Origin of the sequence: Gluconacetobacter johannae (genome assembly GCF_014174305.1) — a bacterium.
GTDB classification, from domain to species: domain Bacteria; phylum Pseudomonadota; class Alphaproteobacteria; order Acetobacterales; family Acetobacteraceae; genus Gluconacetobacter; species Gluconacetobacter johannae.
In genome coordinates this window covers 1-24,769 of the sequence record NZ_JABEQH010000025.1, presented here as the reverse complement: position 1 = coordinate 24,769, position 24,769 = coordinate 1, and the positions used below count along the sequence as shown (strand labels likewise).

20 protein-coding genes are annotated in these 24,769 nt (G+C 66.8%); 13 read left to right on the top strand and 7 right to left on the bottom strand.

Annotation, left to right across the window (positions count from 1 at the left end):
- Window positions 1-28: 28 nt before the first annotated feature.
- Complete coding sequence (locus tag HLH21_RS15260; protein WP_182944611.1) at window positions 29-988, bottom strand: NAD-dependent epimerase/dehydratase family protein; 960 nt, start codon at window positions 986-988, stop codon at window positions 29-31.
- An 89-nt stretch (window positions 989-1,077) separates the two neighbouring features.
- On the opposite strand from HLH21_RS15260, the gene HLH21_RS15255 reads away from it, so the two are divergent.
- On the top strand, window positions 1,078-2,004 hold the full coding sequence (locus HLH21_RS15255) for a LysR family transcriptional regulator (protein ID WP_182944610.1): 927 nt from the start codon (window positions 1,078-1,080) through the stop codon (window positions 2,002-2,004).
- Between the two features lie 125 nt (window positions 2,005-2,129).
- Window positions 2,130-3,530, top strand: a complete 1,401-nt coding sequence (locus HLH21_RS15250; protein WP_182944609.1) for a hypothetical protein — start codon at window positions 2,130-2,132, stop codon at window positions 3,528-3,530.
- Between the two features lie 177 nt (window positions 3,531-3,707).
- Here the strand turns inward: HLH21_RS15250 and HLH21_RS15245 are convergent, their stop codons facing one another.
- Complete coding sequence (locus HLH21_RS15245) at window positions 3,708-4,340, bottom strand: LysE family translocator (RefSeq protein WP_182944608.1); 633 nt, start codon at window positions 4,338-4,340, stop codon at window positions 3,708-3,710.
- 75 nt (window positions 4,341-4,415) lie between these two features.
- Here HLH21_RS15245 and arfB point away from each other — a divergent pair, with 75 nt between their 5' ends.
- On the top strand, window positions 4,416-4,838 hold the full coding sequence (arfB, locus tag HLH21_RS15240; protein WP_182944607.1) for an alternative ribosome rescue aminoacyl-tRNA hydrolase ArfB: 423 nt from the start codon (window positions 4,416-4,418) through the stop codon (window positions 4,836-4,838).
- Window positions 4,839-4,850: 12 nt separating this feature from the next.
- Here arfB and HLH21_RS15235 read toward each other — a convergent pair whose 3' ends face one another.
- Window positions 4,851-5,627, bottom strand: coding sequence for an SDR family NAD(P)-dependent oxidoreductase (locus tag HLH21_RS15235; RefSeq protein ID WP_182944606.1), 777 nt, complete (start codon window positions 5,625-5,627; stop codon window positions 4,851-4,853).
- 156 nt (window positions 5,628-5,783) lie between these two features.
- Here HLH21_RS15235 and HLH21_RS15230 point away from each other — a divergent pair, with 156 nt between their 5' ends.
- The 9 genes from HLH21_RS15230 to HLH21_RS15190 all read left to right on the top strand — a co-directional run bounded on the left by HLH21_RS15230 (window position 5,784) and on the right by HLH21_RS15190 (window position 16,050).
- Entirely contained in the window at window positions 5,784-6,476 is a 693-nt protein-coding gene (locus HLH21_RS15230; RefSeq protein ID WP_182944605.1) for a dienelactone hydrolase family protein, read from the top strand.
- Window positions 6,477-6,593: 117 nt separating this feature from the next.
- Window positions 6,594-6,815, top strand: coding sequence for a hypothetical protein (locus tag HLH21_RS15225; RefSeq protein WP_182944643.1), 222 nt, complete (start codon window positions 6,594-6,596; stop codon window positions 6,813-6,815).
- A 13-nt stretch (window positions 6,816-6,828) separates the two neighbouring features.
- Window positions 6,829-9,312 carry a mechanosensitive ion channel domain-containing protein gene (locus HLH21_RS15220; RefSeq protein WP_182944604.1) on the top strand — a complete coding sequence of 828 codons (2,484 nt, stop codon included), beginning with the start codon at window positions 6,829-6,831 and terminating at the stop codon, window positions 9,310-9,312.
- A 66-nt stretch (window positions 9,313-9,378) separates the two neighbouring features.
- On the top strand, window positions 9,379-11,658 hold the full coding sequence (locus tag HLH21_RS15215; RefSeq protein ID WP_182944603.1) for an AsmA family protein: 2,280 nt from the start codon (window positions 9,379-9,381) through the stop codon (window positions 11,656-11,658).
- Between the two features lie 191 nt (window positions 11,659-11,849).
- The gene (locus HLH21_RS15210; RefSeq protein WP_182944602.1) at window positions 11,850-12,434 is read left to right on the top strand and encodes a GNAT family N-acetyltransferase; all 585 of its coding nucleotides are present in this window, start codon (window positions 11,850-11,852) and stop codon (window positions 12,432-12,434) included.
- Between the two features lie 13 nt (window positions 12,435-12,447).
- A complete protein-coding gene (gene panB, locus HLH21_RS15205) occupies window positions 12,448-13,278 on the top strand; it encodes a 3-methyl-2-oxobutanoate hydroxymethyltransferase (protein WP_182944601.1) in 831 nt (276 codons plus the stop codon).
- Window positions 13,279-13,450: 172 nt separating this feature from the next.
- The gene (locus HLH21_RS15200) at window positions 13,451-14,698 is read left to right on the top strand and encodes a GNAT family N-acetyltransferase (protein ID WP_246379850.1); all 1,248 of its coding nucleotides are present in this window, start codon (window positions 13,451-13,453) and stop codon (window positions 14,696-14,698) included.
- A gap of 78 nt (window positions 14,699-14,776) precedes the next feature.
- On the top strand, window positions 14,777-15,610 hold the full coding sequence (locus tag HLH21_RS15195; protein ID WP_182944600.1) for a universal stress protein: 834 nt from the start codon (window positions 14,777-14,779) through the stop codon (window positions 15,608-15,610).
- Window positions 15,611-15,639: 29 nt separating this feature from the next.
- Entirely contained in the window at window positions 15,640-16,050 is a 411-nt protein-coding gene (locus HLH21_RS15190; protein WP_246379847.1) for a CrcB family protein, read from the top strand.
- Between the two features lie 356 nt (window positions 16,051-16,406).
- Here HLH21_RS15190 and HLH21_RS15185 read toward each other — a convergent pair whose 3' ends face one another.
- From HLH21_RS15185 to HLH21_RS15170, 4 genes are all read right to left on the bottom strand, one after another.
- On the bottom strand, window positions 16,407-18,086 hold the full coding sequence (locus tag HLH21_RS15185; RefSeq protein ID WP_246379845.1) for a tetratricopeptide repeat protein: 1,680 nt from the start codon (window positions 18,084-18,086) through the stop codon (window positions 16,407-16,409).
- 13 nt (window positions 18,087-18,099) lie between these two features.
- Window positions 18,100-19,518, bottom strand: coding sequence for an HlyD family type I secretion periplasmic adaptor subunit (locus HLH21_RS15180; RefSeq protein ID WP_182944637.1), 1,419 nt, complete (start codon window positions 19,516-19,518; stop codon window positions 18,100-18,102).
- A gap of 50 nt (window positions 19,519-19,568) precedes the next feature.
- Entirely contained in the window at window positions 19,569-21,875 is a 2,307-nt protein-coding gene (locus HLH21_RS15175; RefSeq protein WP_373319591.1) for a peptidase domain-containing ABC transporter, read from the bottom strand.
- 487 nt (window positions 21,876-22,362) lie between these two features.
- Window positions 22,363-23,430, bottom strand: coding sequence for a hemolysin-type calcium-binding protein (locus HLH21_RS15170; RefSeq protein ID WP_182944599.1), 1,068 nt, complete (start codon window positions 23,428-23,430; stop codon window positions 22,363-22,365).
- Window positions 23,431-24,093: 663 nt separating this feature from the next.
- On the opposite strand from HLH21_RS15170, the gene HLH21_RS15165 reads away from it, so the two are divergent.
- Window positions 24,094-24,345, top strand: a complete 252-nt coding sequence (locus HLH21_RS15165; RefSeq protein ID WP_182944598.1) for a hypothetical protein — start codon at window positions 24,094-24,096, stop codon at window positions 24,343-24,345.
- Window positions 24,346-24,769 lie beyond the last annotated feature (424 nt).

Sequence of the window (24,769 nt, the reverse complement as noted above, 5' to 3'; positions counted from 1 at the left end):
TTTCCAAAGGGCTACGCCCTTTGGTGGGTCAAGGGCAACGCCCTTGCTCTGGCACATCCCCCAACGCGGCCGCGACCGCGACATCCAGCGGCGTGTGCGGTTCCTCGCCCAGAAACCGCACCAGCTTCCCGTTGGTCAGGCGCAGCGGCGTGCGCCACAGATAGCGCATTTCGTGCATCTCGCGGCAGAACGGCACAAACGGGCGGGCCACGCTCACCAGCCACCACGGAAACCGCCGGACCGGCAGGGACGGCCGGCCCAGGGCCCGCCGGATGGCGGCGATCATCTCCGTCCCGTCCGCATCCCAGTGCCCGGCCAGATGAAAGCGCGCCGCCGGCTCCAGATCGTCCTCCCGCGCCAGCAGCCGGGCGATGGTTTCCGCGACATCGGGCAGATAGGCCCATTGGTGCCCGACGCCGGGCCGCCCCGGATCGGTCAGGGCCCGCACCGGCCGCCGGCCGCCGACCAGCCCCTGTGCGAACCAGTTGCTGGCCGCGCCGGGGCCGAAATAATCGCCGGCGCGGACCACCAGCGACCGCAGCCCCGCCGGAACCGCATCGCGCAGGCGGCGCTCCGTCTCCACGCGGATCGCACCCTTGCGCGTCAACGGGTGCTGGGGCGCGTCCTCGCCGGGGTCGGCAAACGCGTCGGGGCCGAAATTATAGACGTTGCCGGGCAGCACCAGCCGCGCGCCGGCGGCCAGCGCCGCGGCCATGCTGTTGTCCAGCATCGGCAGGACCAGCGTGTCCCAGTTCCGGTAGCCGGGCGGGTTCACGGCGTGGATGACCGCCTGCACGCCCTGGGCGGCCCGCACCACCGCCGCCCGATCCATCGCATCGCCGGCAATCCACTCCATCCCCGGCGCGTCGCCGGGCACGCGGCGCGCCAGGCCGCGCACCCGCCAGCCATGGCGCAGCAGGCTGCGCGCGACCGCCCCGCCGATGCCCCCGCGCGCCCCGACGATCAATGCAGTGCTGGGTGTGCTCATCTGTGCCCTCCTGTGAACGGGGCACAGGGCAGCCGATTTGCCGGCTGAACGGAATTGTCAAAACACGTCCATCGGCTAGTCTGAAATGTATGAACCTCGCCCCCTCCGACCTCAGCCATTTCGACTGGGACAACCAGCGCGTCTTCCTCGCCATCCTGACGGAAAGCAGCCTGTCGGCGGCGGCGCGGGCGCTGCATGTGGCGCAGCCCACCGTGCGCCGGCGGCTGGACGCGCTGGAACACAGCATCGGCACGGTGCTGTTCACCCGCTCGCCCGCCGGGTTGCAGCCCACGCCCGACGCGCTGGTGCTGGCCGGGCATGCGGCGGCCATGGCCTCGGCCGCCGCCGCGTTCGCGCGGGCCGCGTCGGGGCCGGCCGATGGCGTGGCCGGCACGGTGCGCGTGACGGCCAGCGAGATCGTGGGCACCGAAATCCTGCCGCCGATGCTCGCCGCCCTGCGCGCCCGCCATCCGCGCCTGCGCCTCGAACTCCATCTGGGCAACCGGAACGAGGACCTGCTGCGCCGGGATGCCGACATCGCGGTCCGCATGGTGCGGCCGGTCCAGACGGCCCTGCACGCCCGCCGCATCGGCGCGGTGCCGCTGGGGCTGTTCGCCGCCCCCGCCTATGTGGGGCGGCACGGCCTGCCGGCGCGGCTGGCCGACCTGCCCCGCTTCGCGCTGATCGGCCCCGACCGCGCCGCGGGCGACCTGGCCATGGTCAACCAGGCCGGGCTGGACCTGTCGCGTGACGATTTCGCCCTGCGGACCGACAACCATGTCGCACAGCTCGCGGCGATCCGCGCGGGGCTGGGCATCGGCATCTGCCAGCACCCGCTGGCCCGGCGCGCGCCGGGCCTGGTGCCCGTGCTGCCCGACCTGTTCTCGCTGCCGCTGGAAATGTGGGTCGTCATGCACGAGGACCTGAAACGCATGCGGCGCGTCAGGACCGTGTTCGACCATCTGGCGCGAAGCCTGGCCGACTATCTGCAGGGGCCGGCCGGGCTTGACAAGTGACGTCCCGTTACAGAGAAACAACAAACCGTTACATGCCAAAGGCAAGCGCCCTGCCCGCAATATTTGTCAAACAAAAATCAAATCGAAAAACCAGATATGAATTTCATGTTCCGAGGGTATGAAGGGTGATTGCAAGTCTGAACAAGGATACATATGCCTATTTCATAGGCGTATTTTGTATCTCCCTTTTTAGCTTCGGGCAGATATTCCTTCCGGCCTACACGCCGGACGATTTCCTGACGGGAAGCGTCCTGACCCCTCCGTCCCTCTATTTTTCCCAGGGGCGTTTTGTCGAGGCGTCGATCGTATCCCTCCTGAACCAGATCCATCTGACCATGTTCGATATCGGGTTCGGATTTTCCGGAATCGTTCTTGTTCTCTATTCGGCCCTGATCGTCTTTCTCCTGAAGGCCTGCGTGCCCGAACAGTTCGATCGCGGGCTGGTCGCCGCGGCGGGGCTTTTCATCGCGGCCAGCCCCCTCATGGCCACCCTGCTGAGCTATCGCCAGACGGCCTTCAACCTGGCGGCCTGCCTGCTGCTGCTGCTGTATGGCATGTCCCTGTACCAGGCCCATCTCAAGAAAGGCCGCGATGTGGCCTGCGCCGCCGCGTCGGCGGTCTGCTTCGCCCTGTCCCTGGGCTGCTATCAGGTTTTCATCAGCGTCATCGTCCTGTATTTCGCCTATCTGTCCCTGACGGCGGTCCACGACGGCAGGCGCGTGCCCTGCGGCAATCTCGTCGTGCCGGCCCTGTCCGTCGTCCTGTACGGCATCATCTTCGCCATGACGAAGAACATAGCGGGCGAAAATCACTGGGACCAGCGCGGCGCGCTGCTGTCCCCGGCCGATTTCGCCCGCAGGGGGCACGACATCGCCCACGCCCTGTCCGGGCTGCAAGGGCTGATGCACGGCCATCCGTCCTATGCCGTGCTCCTGCTGCTGCCCGTTCTGGCGCTCAGCCTCGCGGCCTGCCGCGCACACCCCGGCCTGACGGTGCTGGCGGTCATGGCCTCGGCCGTGCTCTGCGCCGTCATCCTGTTCCCCGTCGTCGGCCTGTCCATATGGCAGCCCACGGCGCGCATGTTCCTGGGGGCCTATTTCGCCATCGGCTTCGCGGCGATCTGGCTGTTCGGGATGGCCGGCCTGTTCGTGCGGGGCGCGACCGCCCTGCTGGTGGCGCTGTCCCTGGTCTCCATGATGTTCTCCAACATGTTCCTCACCGAACAGATCAAGAAGAACCGGTGGGACATGAACGTCGCCGCCCTGGTCACCCGTGACATCCGGGTGGCCCTGGAAAACAGGAATCCCTCAGTCGTCTACGTCTCGGTCGATCCGGCGACCCACGCGCATTCCAGCTTCAAGGTCGGATGGTCCATCCAGGGCATTTTCCACGAAACGGCCAATATCGACTGGGACATCCGCGACCCGGCCCCCGGCATGGCCGCCGACTGCCGCCTCTCCCCCAAATTCCCGGTCGGCGGCTATCTCCACACCCTTCAGGGCCATGCGGTGCTGGTCTGCCTGTAAGAGCCTGTCTGAAAATGCGCGCTGGCGGCGATCCGACGCACGTTTTCTGCGCTTCGATGCTCACGGCCCATAAGGCCGCTCCGCTTCGGTGCTCGAAAACACACGCCGGGGCGCTTCACGACGTTCCGCTCTCGCTCGCCAGCCCACATTTTCAGACAGGCTCTAGCGGGCTCCGCCCTAGCGCCGGCCCTCCAGCGCCATGCGGACGGCCAGCCCGCCCAGCACGCCGGCCATCAGCCAGCGTTGCACCACCGCCCAGCGCGGGCGGGTGGTCAGGAACGCCGCGATCGACCCGGCCGCCAGCGCGATCGCGCAGTTCACCGCGACGCTGACCCCGATCTGCGTGCCCCCCAGCACCAGCGACTGCGCCAGCACGCCCCCATGGCCCGGCTGCACGAACTGCGGCAGCAGCGACAGGTACATGACCGCGATCTTGGGGTTCAGCAGGTTGGTGACGAACCCCATCGCAAACAGCCGGCCCGGCCCGTCGGCCGGCAGGTCGCGCACCTGGAACGGCGACCGTCCCCCCGGCCGCACCGCCTGCCACGCCAGGTACAGCAGATACCCCGCCCCGCCCAGGCGCAGCGCGTCATAGGCATGGGGCACCGCCAGCAGCAGCGCGGTGATGCCGAACGCGGCGCACAGCATGTAGACGACGAACCCCAGCGCCACTCCGCCCAGCGACACCAGCCCCGCCCGCCAGCCCTGGCAGATCGAGCGCGAGACCAGGTAGATCATGTTCGGCCCCGGCGTCAGCGCCATGCCCAGCGCCACCAGCGCGAAAGCGATCAGATTGGTCGTGCCCGGCATGCGTTCCCCCCGTTTTCCGTTCCGCACCCCAACCGATAGCACGCGCGGCGGCGCGAGACATGCTATGCCGCGCGCATGGCAATCCCGATCCTTCCCGGACTGTCCCTGGCCGAGTCCGAGCTGGAGGTCAGCTACATCCTCGCCTCCGGCCCCGGCGGGCAGAACGTCAACAAGGTGGCGACGGCGGCGCAGCTACGCTTCGACGCCGCCCGCTCGCCCTCGCTGCCCGAACGGGTGCGCGCCCGCCTGCTGGACGTCGCGGGCAGCCGCGCCACGCGCGACGGCGTCATCGTCATCACCGCCCGGCGCTTCCGCACCCAGCAGCGCAACCGCGAGGACGCGATCGAACGGCTGGCCGCGCTGATCCGCGAGGCCGCGCACCGCCCCGCCTTCCGCGTCGCCACCCGCCCCGGCCGCGCCGCCCGCCAGCGCCGGCTGGACGGCAAGGCCCACCGCGCCAACATCAAGCGCGGCCGCGCCATCCGCCACGACGACTGAACAGCGCGCCCCTCAGCGCCCGCCCGACACCGTCAGCGACGCCCCCGTGACGTACGACGCCGCCGGCGACAGCAGGTACAGCACGGCGGCGGCAATCTCGTCCGGCGTGCCGACGCGCCCCATCGGCACGCCGTCCCCGGCGGCGTATTGCGTCATCTCCGGCGACACCATGTCGGTCGCCGTCAGGCCCGGTGCCACCGCGTTGACCCGCACCCCCTCGCGCGCCACCTCGGCCGCCAGCCCCTTGGTGAAGGTCTCGATCGCGCCTTTCGTCGCCGCATAGGGCACCAGCCCGGCCAGCCCGCCCAGGCGCGCCGCCACCGACGAGATATTGACGATCGCGCCCCCCGTGCCGCCATGCCGGGTGGACAGCCGCCGCACCGCCTCGCCGGCGGCCAGGATGCTGCCCGTCACGTTGACGGCCAGCAGCGCAGCCAGCCCCGCCGGGGTCTGTTCGTCGATCCGCAGCCTGTCGCCCAGGATGCCCGCATTGTTCACCAGCCCGGCCAGCGGGCCCAGCTCCGCCTCGGCCGCCGCGAACAGGCCGGGGATCTGCGCCGGATCGCCGATATCGGCCCGGATCGCAGCCGCCCGGCCGCCCGCCGCCCGGATGGTCCGCGCCAGTTCGTCGGCCTGCGCCGCGCTGTGGGCGTAATTGATCGCAACGGCATAGCCGGCGCCCGCCAGCGCCCGGCAGATCGCCCGGCCGATGCCGCGCGCGCCGCCCGTGACGACGATCGTGCCGGATGCGCCGGATGCGCCGGATGCGGTTATGTCGATGGCGGTCATGGGGTGCGTCCCTTCTTTCCGATGCGCCGGACGACACCCGCAAAGGGGCGACCCCGGCGTGACCCCGCAACCATGCCGCCGAAGCCCCCGCGCCGCAACGGGCGAAACCCCGGCGGCGGACGGGCGTTGACGCCCCCACCAGCCGGAGGCAGGGCAATGAAGTCCAATTGTCACGCGGACGGCCCCTTCCAGACGGTCGAGACCACCACCGTGCAGGCCGGCGAGACGATCGGCCTGCTGGGCATCCCGCCGGAAGCGCACGGGCTGGTGCTGTTCGCCCATGGCAGCGGCAGCGGGCGCTTCAGCCCCCGCAACACCCATGTCGCCCACGCGCTGCACCGCGCGGGGCTTGCCACCCTGCTGGTCGACCTGCTGCGCGACAACGAGGACCAGGACCGCCGGAAGGTGTTCGACATCCCCCTCCTGGCCGCGCGGCTGGCCGGCGCCGCGCAGTGGGCGCGCCACGCCGCCCACCTGGCGGCGCTGCCCATCTGCTATTTCGGCGCCAGCACCGGCGCCGCCGCCGCCCTGCTGGCGGCCTCCACCGATACGGCGCGCATCGCCGCCATCGTCTCGCGCGGCGGCCGCCCCGACCTGGCCGGCGCCACCGCGCTGGCCCGCGTGCGCGCCCCGACCCTGCTGATCGTCGGCGGCCGCGACGACGACGTGCTGGCCCTGAACCGCGCGGCCCTGGGCGCGATGCGCTGCGAACGCAACCTGGTGATCGTCCCCGGCGCCACCCACCTGTTCGAGGAACCCGGCACGCTGGACCAGGTCGTCGATCACGCGACCAGATGGTTCCTGGCGCATGTCCGCCAACCGCCCCGATCCGCCCCCGCGCCGGGATAACGCTTCCGTGAAGCCCCGCCGTTTCCGGAAACTCCAGCAATGCCAGCCTGTTCCGATAGAAGGGGGCGCGACGTCCGCAACGGCCGCGCCCGACCACCAGCACGGAGGCCCGCTGCAATGAAGGCCGCAACCGTCGATCCGGCCCCGGGTGGGTCCGGCCCCCTGATGGCGACACACCTGCCAGCCCCCGTAACGATCATCGACATGACATCGCAGGCCCGCGCCACGGTGGCGATCCGCGACATCATGCCCGGCGTGCAGGCCGACCTGGACGCGCTGGGCCGCGTCATCCGGCTGCGGGTCCAGAACACGCCGCCGGACCTTCTGCCCACGGCCTGACACGCCGCGCGGCATGCCTCGTCACACCGGTTCCGCCCCGCTGCCCCGCTCCGGCGCCGTCCGGCGCCACAGGCCACGCGCCCCGGCGCTGCTGCTGGCCTGCCTGGTCGCCCTGCTGCCGTGCAGGCCCGGCCAGGCGCAATCCCCTGCAACGCCGAACCCGGCACAGATGGACCAGGCCCGGATCCGCCACCTGGTCGCCACGCTGAGCGACCCCGATCGCCGCGCCGCCTTCCTGCAGGACCTGCGAACCCTGGGCGACCTGCCCGACCCGGCCGCCCTGCGCGACGCACCGCCGGTCAAGGCCGTACCCGCCGCCCCTGCCGCCCCTCCTCCCGCCGCCCCCGCGACCACCGCCCCCGCGACCGCCGCCCCCGCTCCGGCAGCCCCGGCGGCCGCCCCCGCCGCACAACAGATCACGCTGGCCCCCGGCAGCCTGGGCGCCGAAATGCTGACGGGCCTCAGCGGCGCCGCCCTGACCGTCGGCCAGAGGGTCCGGGCGTTCGGCGGCCTGTTCGTCGATCTGCGCGATGTCGGCACATGGTTCGGCCGCATGGTCCGCCACCCCGGATCGCGCGCGCTGCTGACCGGCCTGTCGTGGCGGCTGGCGCTGGTCATGCTGGCCGGCATCGTGGTGGAACGCGGCCTGTCCATTCCCCTGGCGCGACGGATCCGGCGGCTGGACATCCGCCTGGCGGGCCAGATCCCCGCCGCGCCGCGCCCGCCGCCCGCCGTCCCCGACGACACCGCCGAGAGCGCGGACGAAAACGCCGAGGAAAACGCCGACCGGGCGGCCGCCGCCCAGCGCGAACGCGACGCCCGCCTGCGCCGGCGCACGGTCCGGGCGCTGCGGCTGGCGCCCTGGGTCATGCTGCGGCTGGTGCTGGACCTGCTGCCGCCGGCCGCGTTCTTCGGCGTCGCCAACCTGGCCGCCCCGGCCCTGACCGACCAGCCCCGCATGCTGGCCGTCATCCTGATCGTCGCCGATTCCTACGCCATCGCCCGCCTGGTCGGCGTCGTGCTGAACGCCCTGCTGTCGCCCCGCCTGCCGCACCTGCGCGCCCTGCCCCTGCGGGACGAGACGGCGGGCCTGCTGGCCTGGTGGATCACCGGCCTGGCGCTGGTGCCCATCATCGCCCTGTGCGTCGCCAATGTGGGCCAGGTGCTGGACCTGCCCGATCGCGGGCAGGACGCCATCGGGCGGCTGATCGTGCTGGTCGAACACCTGCTGGTCGCCGCCCTGATCGTGCGCGTCCGCCGGCCGGTGGCCGGCTTTCTGCGCCCCCTGCGGCAGATCCACCCGCGCCTGGCCAACAGCATCTTCGACGGGCTGGCCGACGGCTGGTGGATCGCGGCGCTGGTGCTGGATTTCGCGCTGTGGCTGGTCTGGGCCGCGCAGATCCCCGACGGCTACCAGCGGGTCTGGCGCCTGTTCCTGGCCGCCGCCGCCGTGCTTGTCGCCTTCCGCGTGCTGGCCATCATCCTGTTCGGCCTGCTGGACCGCACCTTCCTGCCGCGCCCCGACGCCGGCGGCCGGATGTCCGACCTGTCGCGGCGCGGCGCGCGCTACTACCCCTTCGCCCGGCGCGGCCTGGCCTGGGCGCTGGCCGCCGCCGGGCTGGTCGCGCTCCTGCAGGCCTGGGGCATGCCGGCGTTCCAGTGGTTCGGCGACGGACGCATCGGCCGGCGCCTGGTCTCGGCGGCCGGCACCATCGTGGTGGCGCTGGCGATCGGCCTCGTGGTCTGGGAATATGTCAACGTGGCGCTGGACCGGCAGATCGACCGCTACACCGCCAGCGAACAGGGCCTGCGCGCCATGCGGCTGCGGACGCTGTCGCCCATCCTGCGGACGGTCCTGATGATCTGCCTGGTCGTCGTGGTGGCCATGACCATGCTCAGCCAGATCGGCCTGAACATCGCGCCCCTGCTGGCCGGCGCCGGGATCATCGGCGTGGCGGTGGGCTTCGGATCGCAGAAGCTGGTGCAGGATTTCATCACCGGCATCTTCCTGCTGCTGGAAAACGCGATGGAGGTCGGCGACCAGGTCACCGCCGGCGGTCTGTCGGGGGCGGTGGAAACGCTGTCCATCCGCACCCTGCGCCTGCGCGCGGCCGACGGGTCGGTCCACATCATCCCCTTCAGCGCGGTCTCGACCGTCACCAACACCAATCGCGGCCAGGGCAACGCCGCCGTCAGCGTGGACATCGCCCCCGACCAGGACGCCGACCACGCGGGCGAGGTGCTGAAGGACATCGTCGCCGGCCTGCGCCAGGACCCGGACTTCGCGCCCGGCATGCTGGGCGACCTGGAATACTGGGGGGTCAACGCGGTGTCGGCCCAGGCCGTCACCCTGGCCGGACAGGTGCCCTGCACCGACACCGCCCGCTGGGGCGTGCAGCGCGAATTCAACCGCCGCCTGGTCCAGCGCTTCACGCACGAGGGCATCCGCCTGGCCCGCCCGGTCAGCACCGTGCAGCTCCTGCCCCCGCCGGCCTGACCTCGGGCGGCCTGACCCCTCCGGCCCGGCGCAACCCGCGGCGCCCCGTTGCGTTCCCCTGCGGACATGCACGCCAGACGCCCCGCCCGGCCGGCCGACCTTCGGATCGCGCCCCCGCCCCGGCGGGGCCGGGGGGGGCCGTCGCGCAAGCCCCCATGGCGCCGGCCCCCCTCGCGCCTGGCCAGGGTCCTGGACCTGGCCGTGCTGGTGGTGGTCTGCATTCTGGTGCTGCTGCCATGGTCGTGGGACTGGTTCGTGCCGCTGATCGAATCCCGCGCCACCGCCCTGCTGAACCGCCAGACCACGATCGCCCACCTGCATGTCCGGCCGGGGCGCGTCGTCATCGTCACCCTCGAAGGCCTGTCCATCGCGCAGCCCTGGGGGTTCGAGGACGAAGGCCGGCCCTTCGCCACCGCGCGCCAGGTCGTCATCTGGTTCGACCTCTGGGCCTACCTGCACCGGCACAGGGCGTCCTTCCCCCTGGTCGCCGTCGATACCCCCCGGATCAGCGTCGTGCGCCACGCCGACGGCGCCGACAACATCACCGCCAGCGCGCCGTCCCCCACCCCCGGCCGTCCGGCCCTGCCCGACATCCGCGACCTGCGCGTCACCAACGGCCGGATGGACGTCACCGACGCCCGGCGCGACGTGGAGCTGATGCTGGCGCTCCACACCATCCCGCCCGAGGACGGGAACCCGGAGGGCGGCCGCATCGTCGCCGACCTGCACGGCGCCTACGACGGCCGGCCGGTCGAAGGGCACCTCGTCAGCGGCGCGCCCCTGGCGCTGGCCCGCTCCGACCGCCCCTATCCGGTCGCGCTGATGGTGCACGGCGGCCGCACTCTGGCCGCGCTGGAGGGCGCCGTCGTCAATCCGCTGGCCCTGGCCGGCGCGCCCGTATCCATCCACCTGTCCGGCCACATCTCCGGCCCCGACCTGTCGCTGCTGTCGCCGCTGACCGGCCTGCCGATCCCCGCGACGCCCGCCTATTCGGCCGCCGGCGCCGTGGCGTATGACGGCGCCACCCTGCGTCTGGACGACCTGCGCGCCAAACTGGGATCGAGCGACCTCGACGGCGCCCTGCGCCTCGACCTCCACGCCCGCGCGCCCGCCCTGGACGCCGACCTGCACTCGGGCCGCGTGGACCTGGAGGACCTGGCCGGGCTGCTGGCCGCGATCGACCCGGCGGACATGCTGCGCGACCTGTCGTTCGCCGCGCCGTTCCCCATCGCCCGGCTGCGCGCGATCGACGCCCGCCTGCGCTACCGCGCCGCGCAGGTCACCCGCCGCACCACCCGGCTGGACCGGCTCGAGGCCGACATCGCCCTGCAGGACGGCGCGCTCGACCTGCGCCGGCTGGCGGCCGCACTGAACGACGGCACGCTGTCCGGGGCCATGGCCCTGACCCCATCCGGCGACGCCGGGGTCACGGCCACACTCCGCATCGACACCGCCCGCCTCGACCTGGCGCAGGTGGCGCAGGCGGTCGCGGAGGCGACCGGCATCACCCTCCCGGCGGCCCGGGGCATCGTCGGCGGCCACGCGCGCCTCGACGCCACGGGGCTGTCGGCGGCCGGCCTGCTGGCGCACGGCACCGGCCGCATGGCGCTGGCGCTGGAGCGCGGCGGCGACCTGTTCACGCTGCTGCCCGCCCTGCTGGGCCCGTCCATCAGCTACCCGATCCTGTCCGCGCTGGCCTTTCCGAAGCCGACCGACACGCACTGCCTCATCGCCGACCTGCCGCTGCGCGACGGCCTGCTGTCGGTCGCGACCCTGCTGGAGACCGACGCCGGCCGCACGCTGGGCCAGGGCGCCGCCGACCTGCGCCGCGACACCCTGGACGACACGCTGGCGACCCAGCCCGCCCACCCCAGCCCGAAACCCCCGGACGCCGCCCAGACCGTGTCGTCCCCCGACACCGCCCGCATCGCCGGCCCGCTGGCCAACCCGGCGATCCTGCCGGGGGCCGAGACCGCGCCGGCCACGACGACCGGTCCGAACCTCGCCGCCCTGGCGCCGACGCTGCTGCCGGCCCTCCCCCCCGGCAGCAGCGGGGCCTCCGCCTGCGCCCGCATCCTCCGCGCCGCCCTTCCACCACCGCCCGCCGCCGCCCCCCCGAAACCGCGCCCGCCCGCACCCGCGTCCCATGCGGCACCACGCAAGCCAGCCCCCGCCCGCCCCGTCCGGCACGCCACCGCCAGGCCCCGGCGCCCGCGCCCCAGCCCCAGTCCCAGCCCCAGTCCCAGTCCTGAGCCCTCCGACCCGCACAGGCTTGACGCCCCCGAAATCCGGGCAATCTGGATGGCGCGACAGCAGCAGACGCCACAGCCGAGCAATAGGCCCTGAAGGCAAGGAGCGTTGCCCAAGCCTTCCTTATTATCCGCCCATTGGGAAACCGCCTCAAAAGCGCTATGCCGGACCCGAACCGCCGGACGGGATCGCCGGCGCCCCGACCTCGTTCCCCACGGATACCGGCCCATGACGCCAGAACACCTGACCGCCGCGATCGCCACCGGCGCCATCGTGCTGCGCCTGGCATGACGCGCGTCCCTTCCCCGCCGCAGGCCACCCTTCGCGCCGCCCGCCCGTCGGACGCGCCCGGCCTGCCCGCGGTCGAACGCTCGGCCGGCGCGTCGTTCCTGGCCCTGCCCGACCTGGCCTGGATCGCCAGCCACGACGTCATGCCCGCCGCCGGCCATCTGGAGGCGATCGCGCAGGGCACCTGCTGGGTGAGCGAGGATGCGACCGGCCTCACCGGCTTCCTGACCGCCGGCACGGCGGCCGGGGACGGCCCGCTCCCCGTCCTGCATATCCGGGAACTGTCGGTCCGCGCCGACCGGCAGGGACAGGGCCTGGGCCGCCGCCTGCTGGACCACGCCGCGCAGTACGCCGCCACCCACGGCCTGTCCGCCCTGACGCTGACCACCTTCCGCGACGTGCCGTGGAACGCCCCGTTCTACGCCCGCGCGGGCTTCGCCCTGCTGGACGACGCCGCCCTGACCCCGCGCCTGCGCGCCATCCTGGCCGACGAAGCCGCGCACGGCCTGCCCCGCCGCTGCGCCATGCGCCGCGCGATCGGCCAGGGGCAGCGCCCGGCCTTCCCTTCGCCCCCAACGACATAAGGCGGATCTTCCGATGCGAACCACGCTCTTCGACCTCCAGGCCATGAAGCAGGCGGGCCAGCGAATCGTCATGCTGACGGCCTACGACTTCCCCTCGGCCCGGCTGGCCGAACGCGCCGGCGTGCCGGTGGTGCTGGTCGGCGATTCGCTGGGCATGGTCGTCCATGGCCACGACACCACCCTGCCGGTCACGCTGGACGACATGATCCGCCACGCGGCGGCGGTGGTGCGGGGCGCCGGCCGCGCCTTCGTCGTGGCCGACCTGCCCTTCCTGACCTACGCGACCGAGGCCGACGCCATCGCCGCCGCCCGCCGCATGATGCAGCAGGCCGGGGTCCAGGCCGTGAAGCTGGAAGGCGGCGCGCCGATCGTCCCCATCGTCCGCCGCCTGACCGAACTGGGCGTGCCGGTGATGGGCCATCTGGGCCTGACGCCCCAGGCGCAGCACACGCTGGGCCTGCGCGTGCAGGCCCGGCAGGCGGCCGAGGCCCGGCAACTGCTGGCCGACGCCCTGGCGCTGGAGGCCGCCGGCGCCTTCGCCCTGGTGCTGGAACTGGTGCCCGCCCCGCTGGCCGAGGCGGTGTCGCGGCGACTGCGGATCCCGGTGATCGGCATCGGCGCGGGCGCGGGCTGCGACGGGCAGGTGCAGGTGTGGCACGACGTGCTGGGCCTGTACGACGGCAAGTCGCCCCGCCACGCCCGCCGCTACGCCGACATCGGCGCCGCCATCGAGACCGCCCTGCGCCAGTATGTGAACGAGGTCCAGTCCGGCGCCTTCCCAACCCCCGCCCACAGCGCGCGGATGGACCAGGACGAGCTGGACCGCGCGCTGGGCGAAGAATGATCCGGCCACGCATCCGCGCCCGGCCGTGAGGATCGTTTCGGAATATTACCGGAAATAACGCTTCATTTTCCATCCTTTCGGGCTGTATGTTCTGCCCCCGTCCGTTATATCGACACCCGCAGAAGCGGGCGCGATGGCGGGCACGAGAGTGGGATGGTGGCAGAACTCATACATGCAGGTTGAACGTTCTTCTGCCCGGTCTGCAGCCCCCGACACACTGTCCGCCGACGCCGACACGCCAGTACCCCACCTTCCAGCATCCGCCCGCCCGGCCCCCGTCACGGTCGTGCCCGTCGAGGGCAGGCGCCTGCTTTCCGCCTTCGTCACCCTGCCGCGCCGGCTGTACGCCGGCCAGCCGGGATATGTCCCGCCGCTGGATATGGAACAGCGCGACCTGGTGGACCCGAAGAAGAACGCGTTCTTCCGGCGCGGCCGCGCCCGCCTGTTCCTGGCCCTGCGCGACGGCCGGCCGGTCGGCCGCGTCTCGGCACAGATCGACGACCTGGTGGCCCCGCGCGAGGGCGAAAATATCGGCTTCTTCGGCGCGCTGGACGCCATCGACGACATCGCCGTCGTGGCCCCCCTGCTCGACGCCGCCTGCGCGTGGCTGCGCGCCCAGGGGGCGAGCGTGGCGCGCGGCCCGTTCCTGCTGAACTACAACGGCGAATACGGGCTGATGGTGGAAGGGCAGCAGATGCCCCCCATGATCGCCATGCCCTGGCACCCGCACTGGCTGCCCCCGCTGGTCGAGGCCTGCGGCTTCGCCAAGGCGATGGACGTGGTGGCCTACCAGATGCAGATGGGGCCGGAAGCCGAGGCCGCGCTGCCCCTGCCGTCGGGCCTGCGCCTGGGCGAAGGCCGGCTGGGCAGCGTGACCACCCGGGGCCTGCGAAAGGGCCGCCTGGCCGAGGACGCCGAGATCCTGCGCCGCCTGTACAACGACGCCTGGCGCCGAAGCTGGGGCGCCGTCGACCTGACGCGCGAGGACATCACCACCATGGTCGCGCAGATGAAGCCCCTGCTGCGCCCCGAACATTACGTGCTGATCGAACAGAAGGGCGAGCCCGTGGCGGTGGCCCTGGTGGTGCCCAACATCTACGACGTCGTGGGCGACCTGGGCGGCGGCCCCTCGCCCCTCGGCTGGGCCCGGCTGGCCATGCGGCTGCTGCGCCACCGCTTCCATTCGGCCCGCGTCATCCTGCTGGGCGTCAGCAAGGACCTGGAAGGCACGGCGCTGGGCGCCATCCTGCCGGCGCTGATTATCGGCGAACTGATGCGCCGCGGCCGCACCCTGCCCTATCGCATGATCGAACTGGGCTGGATCCTGGAAACCAACACGCCGATGCGCCGCCTGATCGAACGCATCGTGCCCGAACCGTGCAAGCGCCACCGCGTCTATGAAAAACCCCTGACGGCCTGACCGTGGGGGTGGCAAGGGCCAAGGCCCCTGCCGGGTGCGGGGGCAGAACCCGACCGTCCTTCCAGAAAGGCCACGCCGATGAACGGAATCCTGGTCGTCCTCAACCGGCCCGAACATGCCCAGGGCCTGCTGGTCGCCGCCGCCGACATCCTGCACCGCGTCGGCGGCGCCCGGCTTGACGTGCTGGCCGCCCGCGAACCGCCGCAGGACACCATCCTGCCCACCGAGAACATGCTGACCGAACGGCGCGTGGCGGCGCTGCGCGACGACCAGCGCCGCTGGGCGGACGACCTGCACACCCGTTTCCGCGCCTGGCTGTCCGCCGCGCGGGCCGACGGACGGGTTTCGCCTTCGGTCGAAGTCAACTGGCTCGACCCCGAAATTTCGGTCGGGCGCATCATCGAGGGCTATGCCGGCGACGCCGCGCTGATCGTGATCGGCTTTCCCCAGCCCCACGACAGCGACCAGAAGCGCCGCGCCACCCGCGCCGCCCTGTTCGAGTCCGGCCGGCCGGTGCTGTTCGTGCCGCCGGACTGGAACCGTCCGGTCGGCACGCGCATCCTGCTGGCGTGGACGGACACCCAACCCTGCCGCCGGGCCTTCGCCTCGGCCGACGCCCTTCTGCGCCAGGCCGGGCATGTCGCCCTGCTGGCCCAGTCCGACACGCCGCCGCCGGCCGGGCTGCCGCTCACCTGCGCGCCGCCGGGCCGGGCCCCGACCACGCCGCCCGCCGCGCCGCCCACAGCACCCATCGACGCGGCCGAACAGATCCTGGCCGCCGCGCGCGACGACGGGTCCGACCTGATCGTCATGGGCGCCTTCGCGCACGGCCGGCTGCACGACCGCCTGCTGGGCAGCGTCACCGCCCATATCCTGGACCGCCGGGACATTCCCACCTGGATGCAGCACTGAACACCCGTCCGCGAGGAAAGGACCGCGTCTTGGACCCTCACAAACTGCTGACCACCCTCGTCATCGGGGCCGCCGGCGCCCTGGGCACGATCGCCCGCTACTGGGTGGGGCTGGCGACCGCGCGATGGAGCCAGACGCTGCCGTGGGGCACGATCCTCATCAACACGACCGGCTCCTTCGCCATCGCCTTTTTCGGCACCCTGACCATCGCCGCCGGCCGCCACCCCGCGTCGGACCTGACGCGCCTGGCCTTCATGGTGGGCATCTGCGGCGGATACACGACCTTCTCGTCCTTCAGCCTGCAGACCCTCGACCTGCTGCGCGGCGGCGCCCCCGGACGCGCCGCCCTGAATGTGGGCCTGTCCGTCCTGCTGTGCCTCCTCAGCGTCTACGCCGGCTTCCTGGCCGCCGACGCCCTGAACCGCTCCCGGCCCGGCTGAACGCGCAAGCCTCAGGGCGCTGCCCCATAGGCACCAAGATAGGGTCTGTTTCGGGTAGTTGAGGGCGGTTTTTCGCTTTCGCCTGGGATTATCGAGGCGCTTGTGGGGACGCGCGGAAGGCCCTTTGAGCATGTTGGGGGCAGGCCCCCCCCTTCGTTTCTGAAGGAAAAATCCATGACGGAGGAAAGATCATGTTTTCTGCATTGTCTGGGGCGATGCGGAAATAGGAATGCTTCAACCCGAGAGATCGCGGCGCGGATGCTCCGGGCCACTCGATTCAGCCAATTACCCGGACCGAATGTCCAGTCTGCTCTCGGCGGCACCTTGCGGCCGAGACATGGCGTCCAGAATTCGGACTATATTCGCGTTGATTCCGGTGTTGATCGGAGATACCGGAATGGGCTTACCCCTCCTGGAAACTTTTGATCTGGCATCATTTGAACCGCCTTCTGAAGGCCATATCTTGGGAGGGTGCCGGTAAAAGGCAGGGTCTCCAGCATGCGTTGCGCACGCTTATGACCACCGGATGCTGCCCGGCGATACCAAAGCGCGGCCTGTGCCATATTCGACCCGATTCCCCCGCGCTTCTGATAAAGAAGTCCCAGTGCGTACATGGCGCTGATATGGCCGGCTTCTGCAGCTTTGTAAAAAAACTCGCGAGCCCGCTCTGCATCCGCCTTGCCTCCAAGACCCTTCATGATCATCTGGCCCGCGGCAAAATGAGCCGCCACGATTCCGGCTTGAGAGGCCTTGATGAGTAGTTCTCTGGCCACAACCATGTCACCGTTCTTCGAAGATCTTATGCAAGAGGCCAAAACAAGATGCGCTAACGGATTACCCTGGACGGATAGAGCGTTGACCTGCGCCATGATGCGATTCTCGAATTCGACTGGATTCGATCTGCCCGCCGCAAGCGCGGCCAACTTGCGTGCGGCCGGCTCATATCCATGTTGCAGAGCCCGTAGATAACATTCTGCGGCGTCGATGGACATTCTGCCCGACTCTTGCAGACGCTCGATGGATCCTCCTAACCTGAAGGTCGAAACCGGATCGCCATGTCCGGCTCCAATTTCATACCATCGCCTCATTTCATAGGCATGATGTCTGGAGGCGTACATTTCGCCCAGAAGACGGCAGGCCGCCCAGTCCCCCTTGAGCGCCGCTCGTCTCAACCAGGTTTCCCCATCTGTCTGATTCTGGGGACCGCCATGACCGTCGAGCAGAAGAGTGCTTAAACGCACCATAGCTTTGATCACGCCGCCTTCAGCGGCCAACCGGTATAGTTCCCGGCTTCTGGACAGGTCCTTTTCCACTCCGGATCCGACTTCGTACAATCCACCCAGAAGGTATGCGGCAACGGGACTTTTCTCCTCCATGGCAAAAAGAAGCGCCTTTTCCGCCTCCTTGAGAGCAGGAAGGTCCGCACTCCGAAACCGTAGGAGCGTTTGTCCAAGACCCAGTCCTGCCTTGCGGCTTCCCGCCACCATCGCGACCCTATAATGCTCTATCGCCAAGCCGATATCTTTATAGACCGACCCCTCCAAAGAATAGATGTAACCAAGGCAGACATGCCCTTCTGTCGCGCCACCCTCGATCGCCTTATTTGCCCAATAGAGAGCCTTGTCGGTGTCAACATTGTTTCTGCCGTGCCGTTCATCTTTAATAAGCCGGGCGACATGCGGGGCATCGTCAAAGTCGGGGAGCCCTTCGAGATACAGAAAGGAAAGCTTAGCCATAGCCTCGGCAATCCCGGCGTCGGCTGCTGCTGTTAGCCTGTATAGGGCCTGCACCCGGTTGCGCGGCACCCCTTTGCCTTCAAAATAGCAGAGTCCAAGCTGGTACTGGGCTTCCGATCTGCCTCTATTAGCGGCCCCCAAAAAGCACTTCGCGGCCTTTGTCCAATCAGCGATTTGGTCCGATACCAGATAGCGTTTTCCTTTTTCGTACAACAGACTTCCCGAAAGGTACATGTGCCCGTCGAAGAGATTTCGGAGAGAAAACACGACTGACATCCCTGTTTGGAATTCGCTAGACAACAGAAGATCCGTTTCACGGCTCTCTCATGCCATCGGCAATAAGTGGCATTAAACTATTCAGAAGGAACTGCATAATCGTGCGCTTACCCACCTGAATATCGGCTGTGACGGGCATGCCTGGACGCGGGTGAAAAAACGACGGGACACCATGCAGTGTGTAACGCTGGATGCGCAGGCGCACGCGGTAATAGGATTGCGCGGCACTCGCAGGGTCACTACTCTGAGCAGTCGCCCTCTCCGAATTTGGTGACGGCCCTTGTCCAGTCTGACCATCGAACGCGTCCGCACTGATCTCACTTACGGTTGCCTCGGCACCGCCATATTGCGAGTAGGGAAACGTCGCGAATTTGAGGAGCGCCTTGTTGCCGGGCTGCACAAAGCCTGCGTCCTTGCCACCCAGATGCGTTTCGACTTCGAGGCCGCTATCGATTGGAACAAGCGTCATCAGTTCCGAGCCGGTAGTAATGACGGATCCGGTCGACAGTTTAGCAATCGTCAAGACGATGGCGTCGTCGTGGGCCTTCAGGATGGTCATGCTCTTACGGAGCTTCGCTTTCTGATAGTCGCTGTCAGCCGTGGAAAGCTTGTGCTGGGCATCGCTCAGGTCGTGGTAGATGTCGGCCTTCCACGTTTCGATATAGCCTTGCCGCTCGGCGACCAGCGCCTGCAGTTTGCTTCGAGCAGACGCGCCGTCGTGCTGCGCCAAGATCTCGGACCGCGTTACTTCCACCAGGTCGTTCTGGGCACCCAGCGTGGAGAGTCGACTTCCAACCTGGTCGGCCTGCAAGCGTGCCCGCATCGTACTAACTTCGTTCGCGACCTTGACACGTGCCGCGTACATGGCCGCATTGGCCAGATCCCCCTGGAGATCGGCTGTCTGGGAGGCGATCTGTTCCTGATAGTTGCTGATCTTGGCGTCGAACTCCGCCTTACGGCGCAGAAATGTCTCTGCCTGCTGTATTGACGCAGGATTGCTCGGATCCGGCTTGTAGTCCCGACCCTGCGCTTCGGCGGAGAGACGCGCGACCTCGGCGCCGTAGCTCTGGGTCTGCGATCGCAGATCCGCGATGTCGGCGTCATTGATAGTAGGATCGAGTTGCGCCAGCACCTGCCCCTTATGAACGAGGTCGCCTTCATGCACGTCGATGCTATGAATGATCGATGTCTCGAAGGGCTGCACGACGAGTGGTTGCTGCGTGGATATGATCTTGCCGGTAGTAGACACCACCCGGTTCAGAGGGAACACCGCCATAAATACGATGCTGCTCGCGGTCAGGGCCCCGATCAGCCAAGAGACATATTGTGCCGCTGGCGTCGGCGGCATGTTGACGAGCGCGGCAGTCGGTGAATGAAACTCGAGCAGCGCTGGCGGCAGGTCGGCGAAGGCAAACGGATCAGAGGCCCGAGCGAGAAAATCCTTCGGTTTCCCGATGTCGTCCTTGTTGCCGCCATTGGGCGGCGCGATGTCCTGGGTGTTCAGGATCAGTCTCCCTCTGCAACCGTTGCCACGCACTCGGCCTCGCTTGCGCGGCTGACGCGGGAGCGACGTTCCGTGTGCCTGTTCTGCTGCATCCAAAGTGCGCGATAGATCGCACAGCGCTCCAGCAATGCCTCGTGTGATCCGATATCCGCGACCCGCCCGTGCTCCATGACAAGAATCTGGTCGCAATTCACCAGCGATGACAGGCGGTGGGAGACGATGATCATCGTGCGTCCCTTGCCCATGCGCTCGATATTGGCGCTGACGAGGGCTTCGCTCTCGGGATCGAGCGCGGAGGTCGCCTCGTCGAGGATCATCAATTTCGGATCCGAAATCAGAGCGCGGGCGATCGCGAGACGTTGGCGCTGGCCGCCGGAGATATTGGTCGATCCTTCCTCGATCCATGTCTCGTAGCCAGCGGGGAGGCGCTCGATGAACTCTTCGGCGCCGGCCAGCCGTGCCGCCCGCACCACGTCATCGATGGTCAACCCCGGACGGCCAGCCGCGATATTGTCGCGTATCGTACCTCGAAACAGGAAATTATCCTGAAGTACCACGCCCAAGGAGCGGCGAAGATGAGTCAGGTTGATTTCGCGCAAATCGACGCCGTCCAGTTTCAGATAGCCTTCGTAAGAGCGGCTGACGCCTTGCAGCAGGCGAGTAATGGTCGACTTCCCGGAGCCGGAGCGACCGACCAGACCGAGCATCGTACCGGCGGGAAGCGCGAAGCTGACGTCATTCAGGGCCTTTGTCGTGGAGCCCGGATAGGTAAAGTTCACGTCAGTGAACGACAGCGCCCCCTTGATGGGTGGGCGCATTCCTTCGGTGAGCGCCTTCGTCTCGGTGGGCTGGTTGAGCACGGAACCCGCTTCGGCAAGCGAGGTCGTCACTTCATTCAGATCATCGAGCAGCCGCGCCACGCCCACCAACGGCGCAGCGACGCGTCCCCCGAGCATCATAAAGGCGACTAACGCACCGACGCCGACAGTGCTGGCATTGGTCAGCGCAAGATAGGCACCCACAAGGATGATGCCACGATTGATGAACATCTCCAGCGGCATGGTCAGCGTGGTCGGCCAGTTCGCGATGCGTCCGACGGAGAGCTTCCAACGAACGACATCCGCGGTGCGACGATCCCATTCCTGCTTGCGGGCCGGTTCGAGCGCCAGTGTCTTGACCGTCCGGATGCCGGCCACGGTTTCGTACATGACCGAGGATCGCTCTGCCTCGGCCTTGACGAGCTTGCCATAGATACGACCAACAGGCCGCATGAATACGGCGATAATCAGACCGATCATCCCGGCGGTCGCCACTGTCATCCATGCCAGGGTCGAACTGAGATAGAAGAGGAAAGGCAGGACGACCACCAAGGTGAACATATCGAGGAACGTCGACATGAGCCGCCCGGTCATAAAGTCCCGGACCTTATAGATTGCCATCACCCGGCCGATAATGTTGCCTGCTTGCTGCTGTTCAAAATATTCGAGCGGCAATGCCAGAAGGCGATTGAATAGATGAAGTGATATTCTGGCATCGATCCGTGTCGTCAGAATAAGAGTCAGTTCGCGTCGCCCGAAGGACAGCACGATTTCGTAAAACGAAAGCATCAGCACGATGGCCGCGATGGAGACGAGCGTCGCCATCGAGTGGTTGTTCACCACGCGGTCGATGACCTGCATCACCGCCAAGGGTGGGAAGATCTGCAGGACGCTCAGGGTCAGAGAGGAGAGGGTAATGTCGCGCAGCGATTTCTTTTCGCGCAGCACCATCCTGGCGAGCCACGCCATATTGATCGGCGCATCGATCTCGCTCTGATCCTGCCGGCGCTTGATCAGGAGAATATCGCCACTCCAGATCTCCGACAGCCGCATTTCATCCACGGGAACCGGCGGCTCCGCTTCATCCGCCATCGGGTCGCGCAGCCAGATGACGCCGCGCTCCGCCTCCGCGTTCACCATCAGCGCGGCGGAGCCATCCCGGAACATCAGCACGATCGGCGGGGAGTTGCGCATCCTGACGAGGTGCCGCCACTCGATCCGCATTCCCTTGGCGACCGCCCCCTGTTCATTCAACCACCGGGCCAGAGTGGCGGGCGAGGGCGACTGTTCACCCGGCTCCGCCGTGAAATCAAGCACATCGAGTTGCAGCCCATGGAAACGGCCGGCGGCGATCACCGCCCGCAACCTAATCAGGGCAGGGGTGTCCTTTACCCCCTGGCTTGCATATGTATCGTTGTTATTCCTGCCGGGTGCCTCACCCAAATCCCGGTTCTGGTCGGCAGCAGCAAGCACATGATCGGCTAAATCCACAAATCGTCCTCTACAATGTTCACCAACGGCACCGATCAGCGATAGCGCCGCGTCACTTAGTGTAGCCGCGCATTGAACGAATCGCGATTACAGGTAATGGGCTACGAAGACAGTCTCGAGTGGGGATGGCCAACTCCTCTTCAGATGCAGTGGTAGATGCTCTAGAACATCCATGCTGTATGTAGCCTGATAATGTCAGAATTTTACTATAACTGCAAAAGGCCGCGAAAGCTCGCTCACCCAGGAGTTTCTTCTAGACGGCACCGCTCACTGGGGCGACCAGCGAGGGGCACGAGTCGCCTAAATAAGAACTATATGCCCCTTAGCCGCCGGAAAAAACTCCAAGGAAGGAGACATAGTATCGGAGCCTCCCCGGACAGACAGGAGCATTTACGCTCCTAATCCACGAGGAGGGCGACTCTCATTTATTTCTGAAAAAAGCCAGTCCTACCCTACAGGAGACAGGCAGGACTGACAAATTGACCATTTACGATGCCACAACTGCGGGACTGGATTTATCGTCGGTCAGAACGCCCGATGCGACATTGTCGTGGGTTCCTAGTAGCGTCGCGAGACTGCTGCTGGAATATGAGACATCGTTCGAAGGAATGGTGCTTGCAGTAGTGGTTGAGGTTGATGCGCTGACATTGAGGGCGTTAACCGCCGAAGTGGCAAGCATCGAAGCGTGCAATCCCGCTCCACTTGCAATGGATGCCAGGGCGCTGCTGGCCTCGACTGAAGCGGAAGATGATGTCGAGTCGTCGGTCGTCCACGCCTGAGCTGGATTCTCTACTGAAGCCGAATAGGTAGTACCGCCTATGCCCACGGAAGCGACATCGGTCAACTCGATAATCTTTCCATTTGCCGTATCCTGGAGAAGCCAGTCGTCCCCATCGTTCATGTAGGAGTTCCCGTTGGAATCTACATAGCCCCCCTCGTAATCGGCTAGAGCATCTTTGGCGTAATAGATATTGCTACCGCCATTTGTCGCCTGTGTCGAAATGATGTCATTGCCAGCGCTTTGGTTAAAGACGCTATTCCCGGCCCCCTCATACAAGTAGTTATTTTGGCTGGATCCCGTGAAGGTATCGTTTCCGCCGGTGCCATGAATGATGACCTTGACACCGGAGGTGATCCAAGTCGAACCATTCCACTGCGCGAATGTTGTTCCTGAGAGGTCCATAGTCTCGCCGCCACTGGCAGCGTCGGACATGCTAATGCTATCGTTATTTCCTTGAAATAGAATATAGTTGGCTGCACTCCCAGCGCCAGGGCTATATTCGAAAAGGCCAACATCTGTATTATCTGTCGTTATCTTGATTTCCACATTCTGAGTGCTGCTGGGAGCTGTAATGCCGCCAAGCCAGAGTGACCCCATCCAATACCTGGACCCGCCAACATCATAGTCACCGGCATCGTATGTGCTTGTGGTCGCCGTAAGGGTTATTAACCCACTATATCCATTTGCGTTGACCATTGTGAGACCTATATTTGCCGGCAAGGTCGGCAAACCCCAAAAATCCGCATCTTCGTTATAGGACGCTGTCACCGTCATGATCTTCAGTTCCTTCCGAACAACCTAACGTTGTACCATATAAAGACAGTTTATATTTCCATGTCTACCTCAATACATGCAACGCGTTACAAACATCAGGTTCGAATATGATTTATGCATGAACTGCATGAGCGCCTACCTGCAATTTTCTTATGCTGCCTTGACAAAGCGATGGACAATAATACAAGCGAAGTATAGGGCTAGGAGGAAGGACATGGGAACTTCGGTATCGGGGGAGAAGTGGATACGATGCCTGGGCTCGGGGGATAGAGGCAGCTTTTATGCTGGACGCATCGGAGAAACCGACTGCGGCTGTCTCCTCGAATACGACCGTGACGGAAACCTCCGGCGACAGGTCCACACTGTCCGCAAGTCTTTCCTCCTCAACAAAAGAATATGACAATTACGGGCCCGCCGTTCTGCTGTCCACGGACAGCGGAGTTGTGTTATCAGTGCGGGGACGACGATTAATGGAACGCCTGTGACCGATGAACCAGGCGCCGTTTTGGGGAATTTTCAGTTTCAGGTCGATGTCTCCACGATGTCTCTGTCTGCCCTCTATACGGCTGCAGGAAAATCGACTGATGGGGAATCGACCTCTGAGGCGGCTAGCTTGGTCGCGCAGTTCGTCCAGAACTCGGGTAATTCACAAGGCCCGATGTCATGACTGAGGAGCCCGACGGTACAATCGAGTTCGCAACCGTTTCCTCCGCGATGATCGTCGGCGACAGCAACGGGGCTGTCGAGTCGGCGTCTGGAAGCGATGGATCGGCCAGCACCGTCGCCTCGGCCACGTCCGCTCTCGATCCGGTTTCGGCGAAACGGACGGATGAGAGCAACCTGCTTGATCAGTTATTCCAGATCTCGGACCAAAAACACAAATCTGGAAATAATGGGAGTTCCAACAATACGTAAAAGAGAGCGCCGAGCACATGGACGCGGCCCCCGTCCCTGCCCCAACAGACCAGGTTGCCATCACGATATCCGAAAGGGCCGCCGATGACCAAAGGTCTGAGATTAAGAAAGAGTTCAGCCTTAGTCCGAGGGAGGAAGCCGCGATAAGAAACGGCGTGCCGATATAGCCAGGCCCCCGATCCCGAGGATGAAAAAGTCCGACGTGCATGAGAACGATCGCGTTGAGGCGGATGCCGGCCTTGATTATATGTGATGACGGTCTTTTCTGAGCGAAGGTCTGACGCGAGCATCCGATCGACATAGGTGAGAAGAGCCCTGAGAGTATCCGTTGTGATCAAGCGGCTTTTGGCGTCCAGAGGCGGTTGTCCCGCAACAGCGCGTTGGCGAGAACGATGAGTTTTCGCATGATGGCGGTAATGGCGAC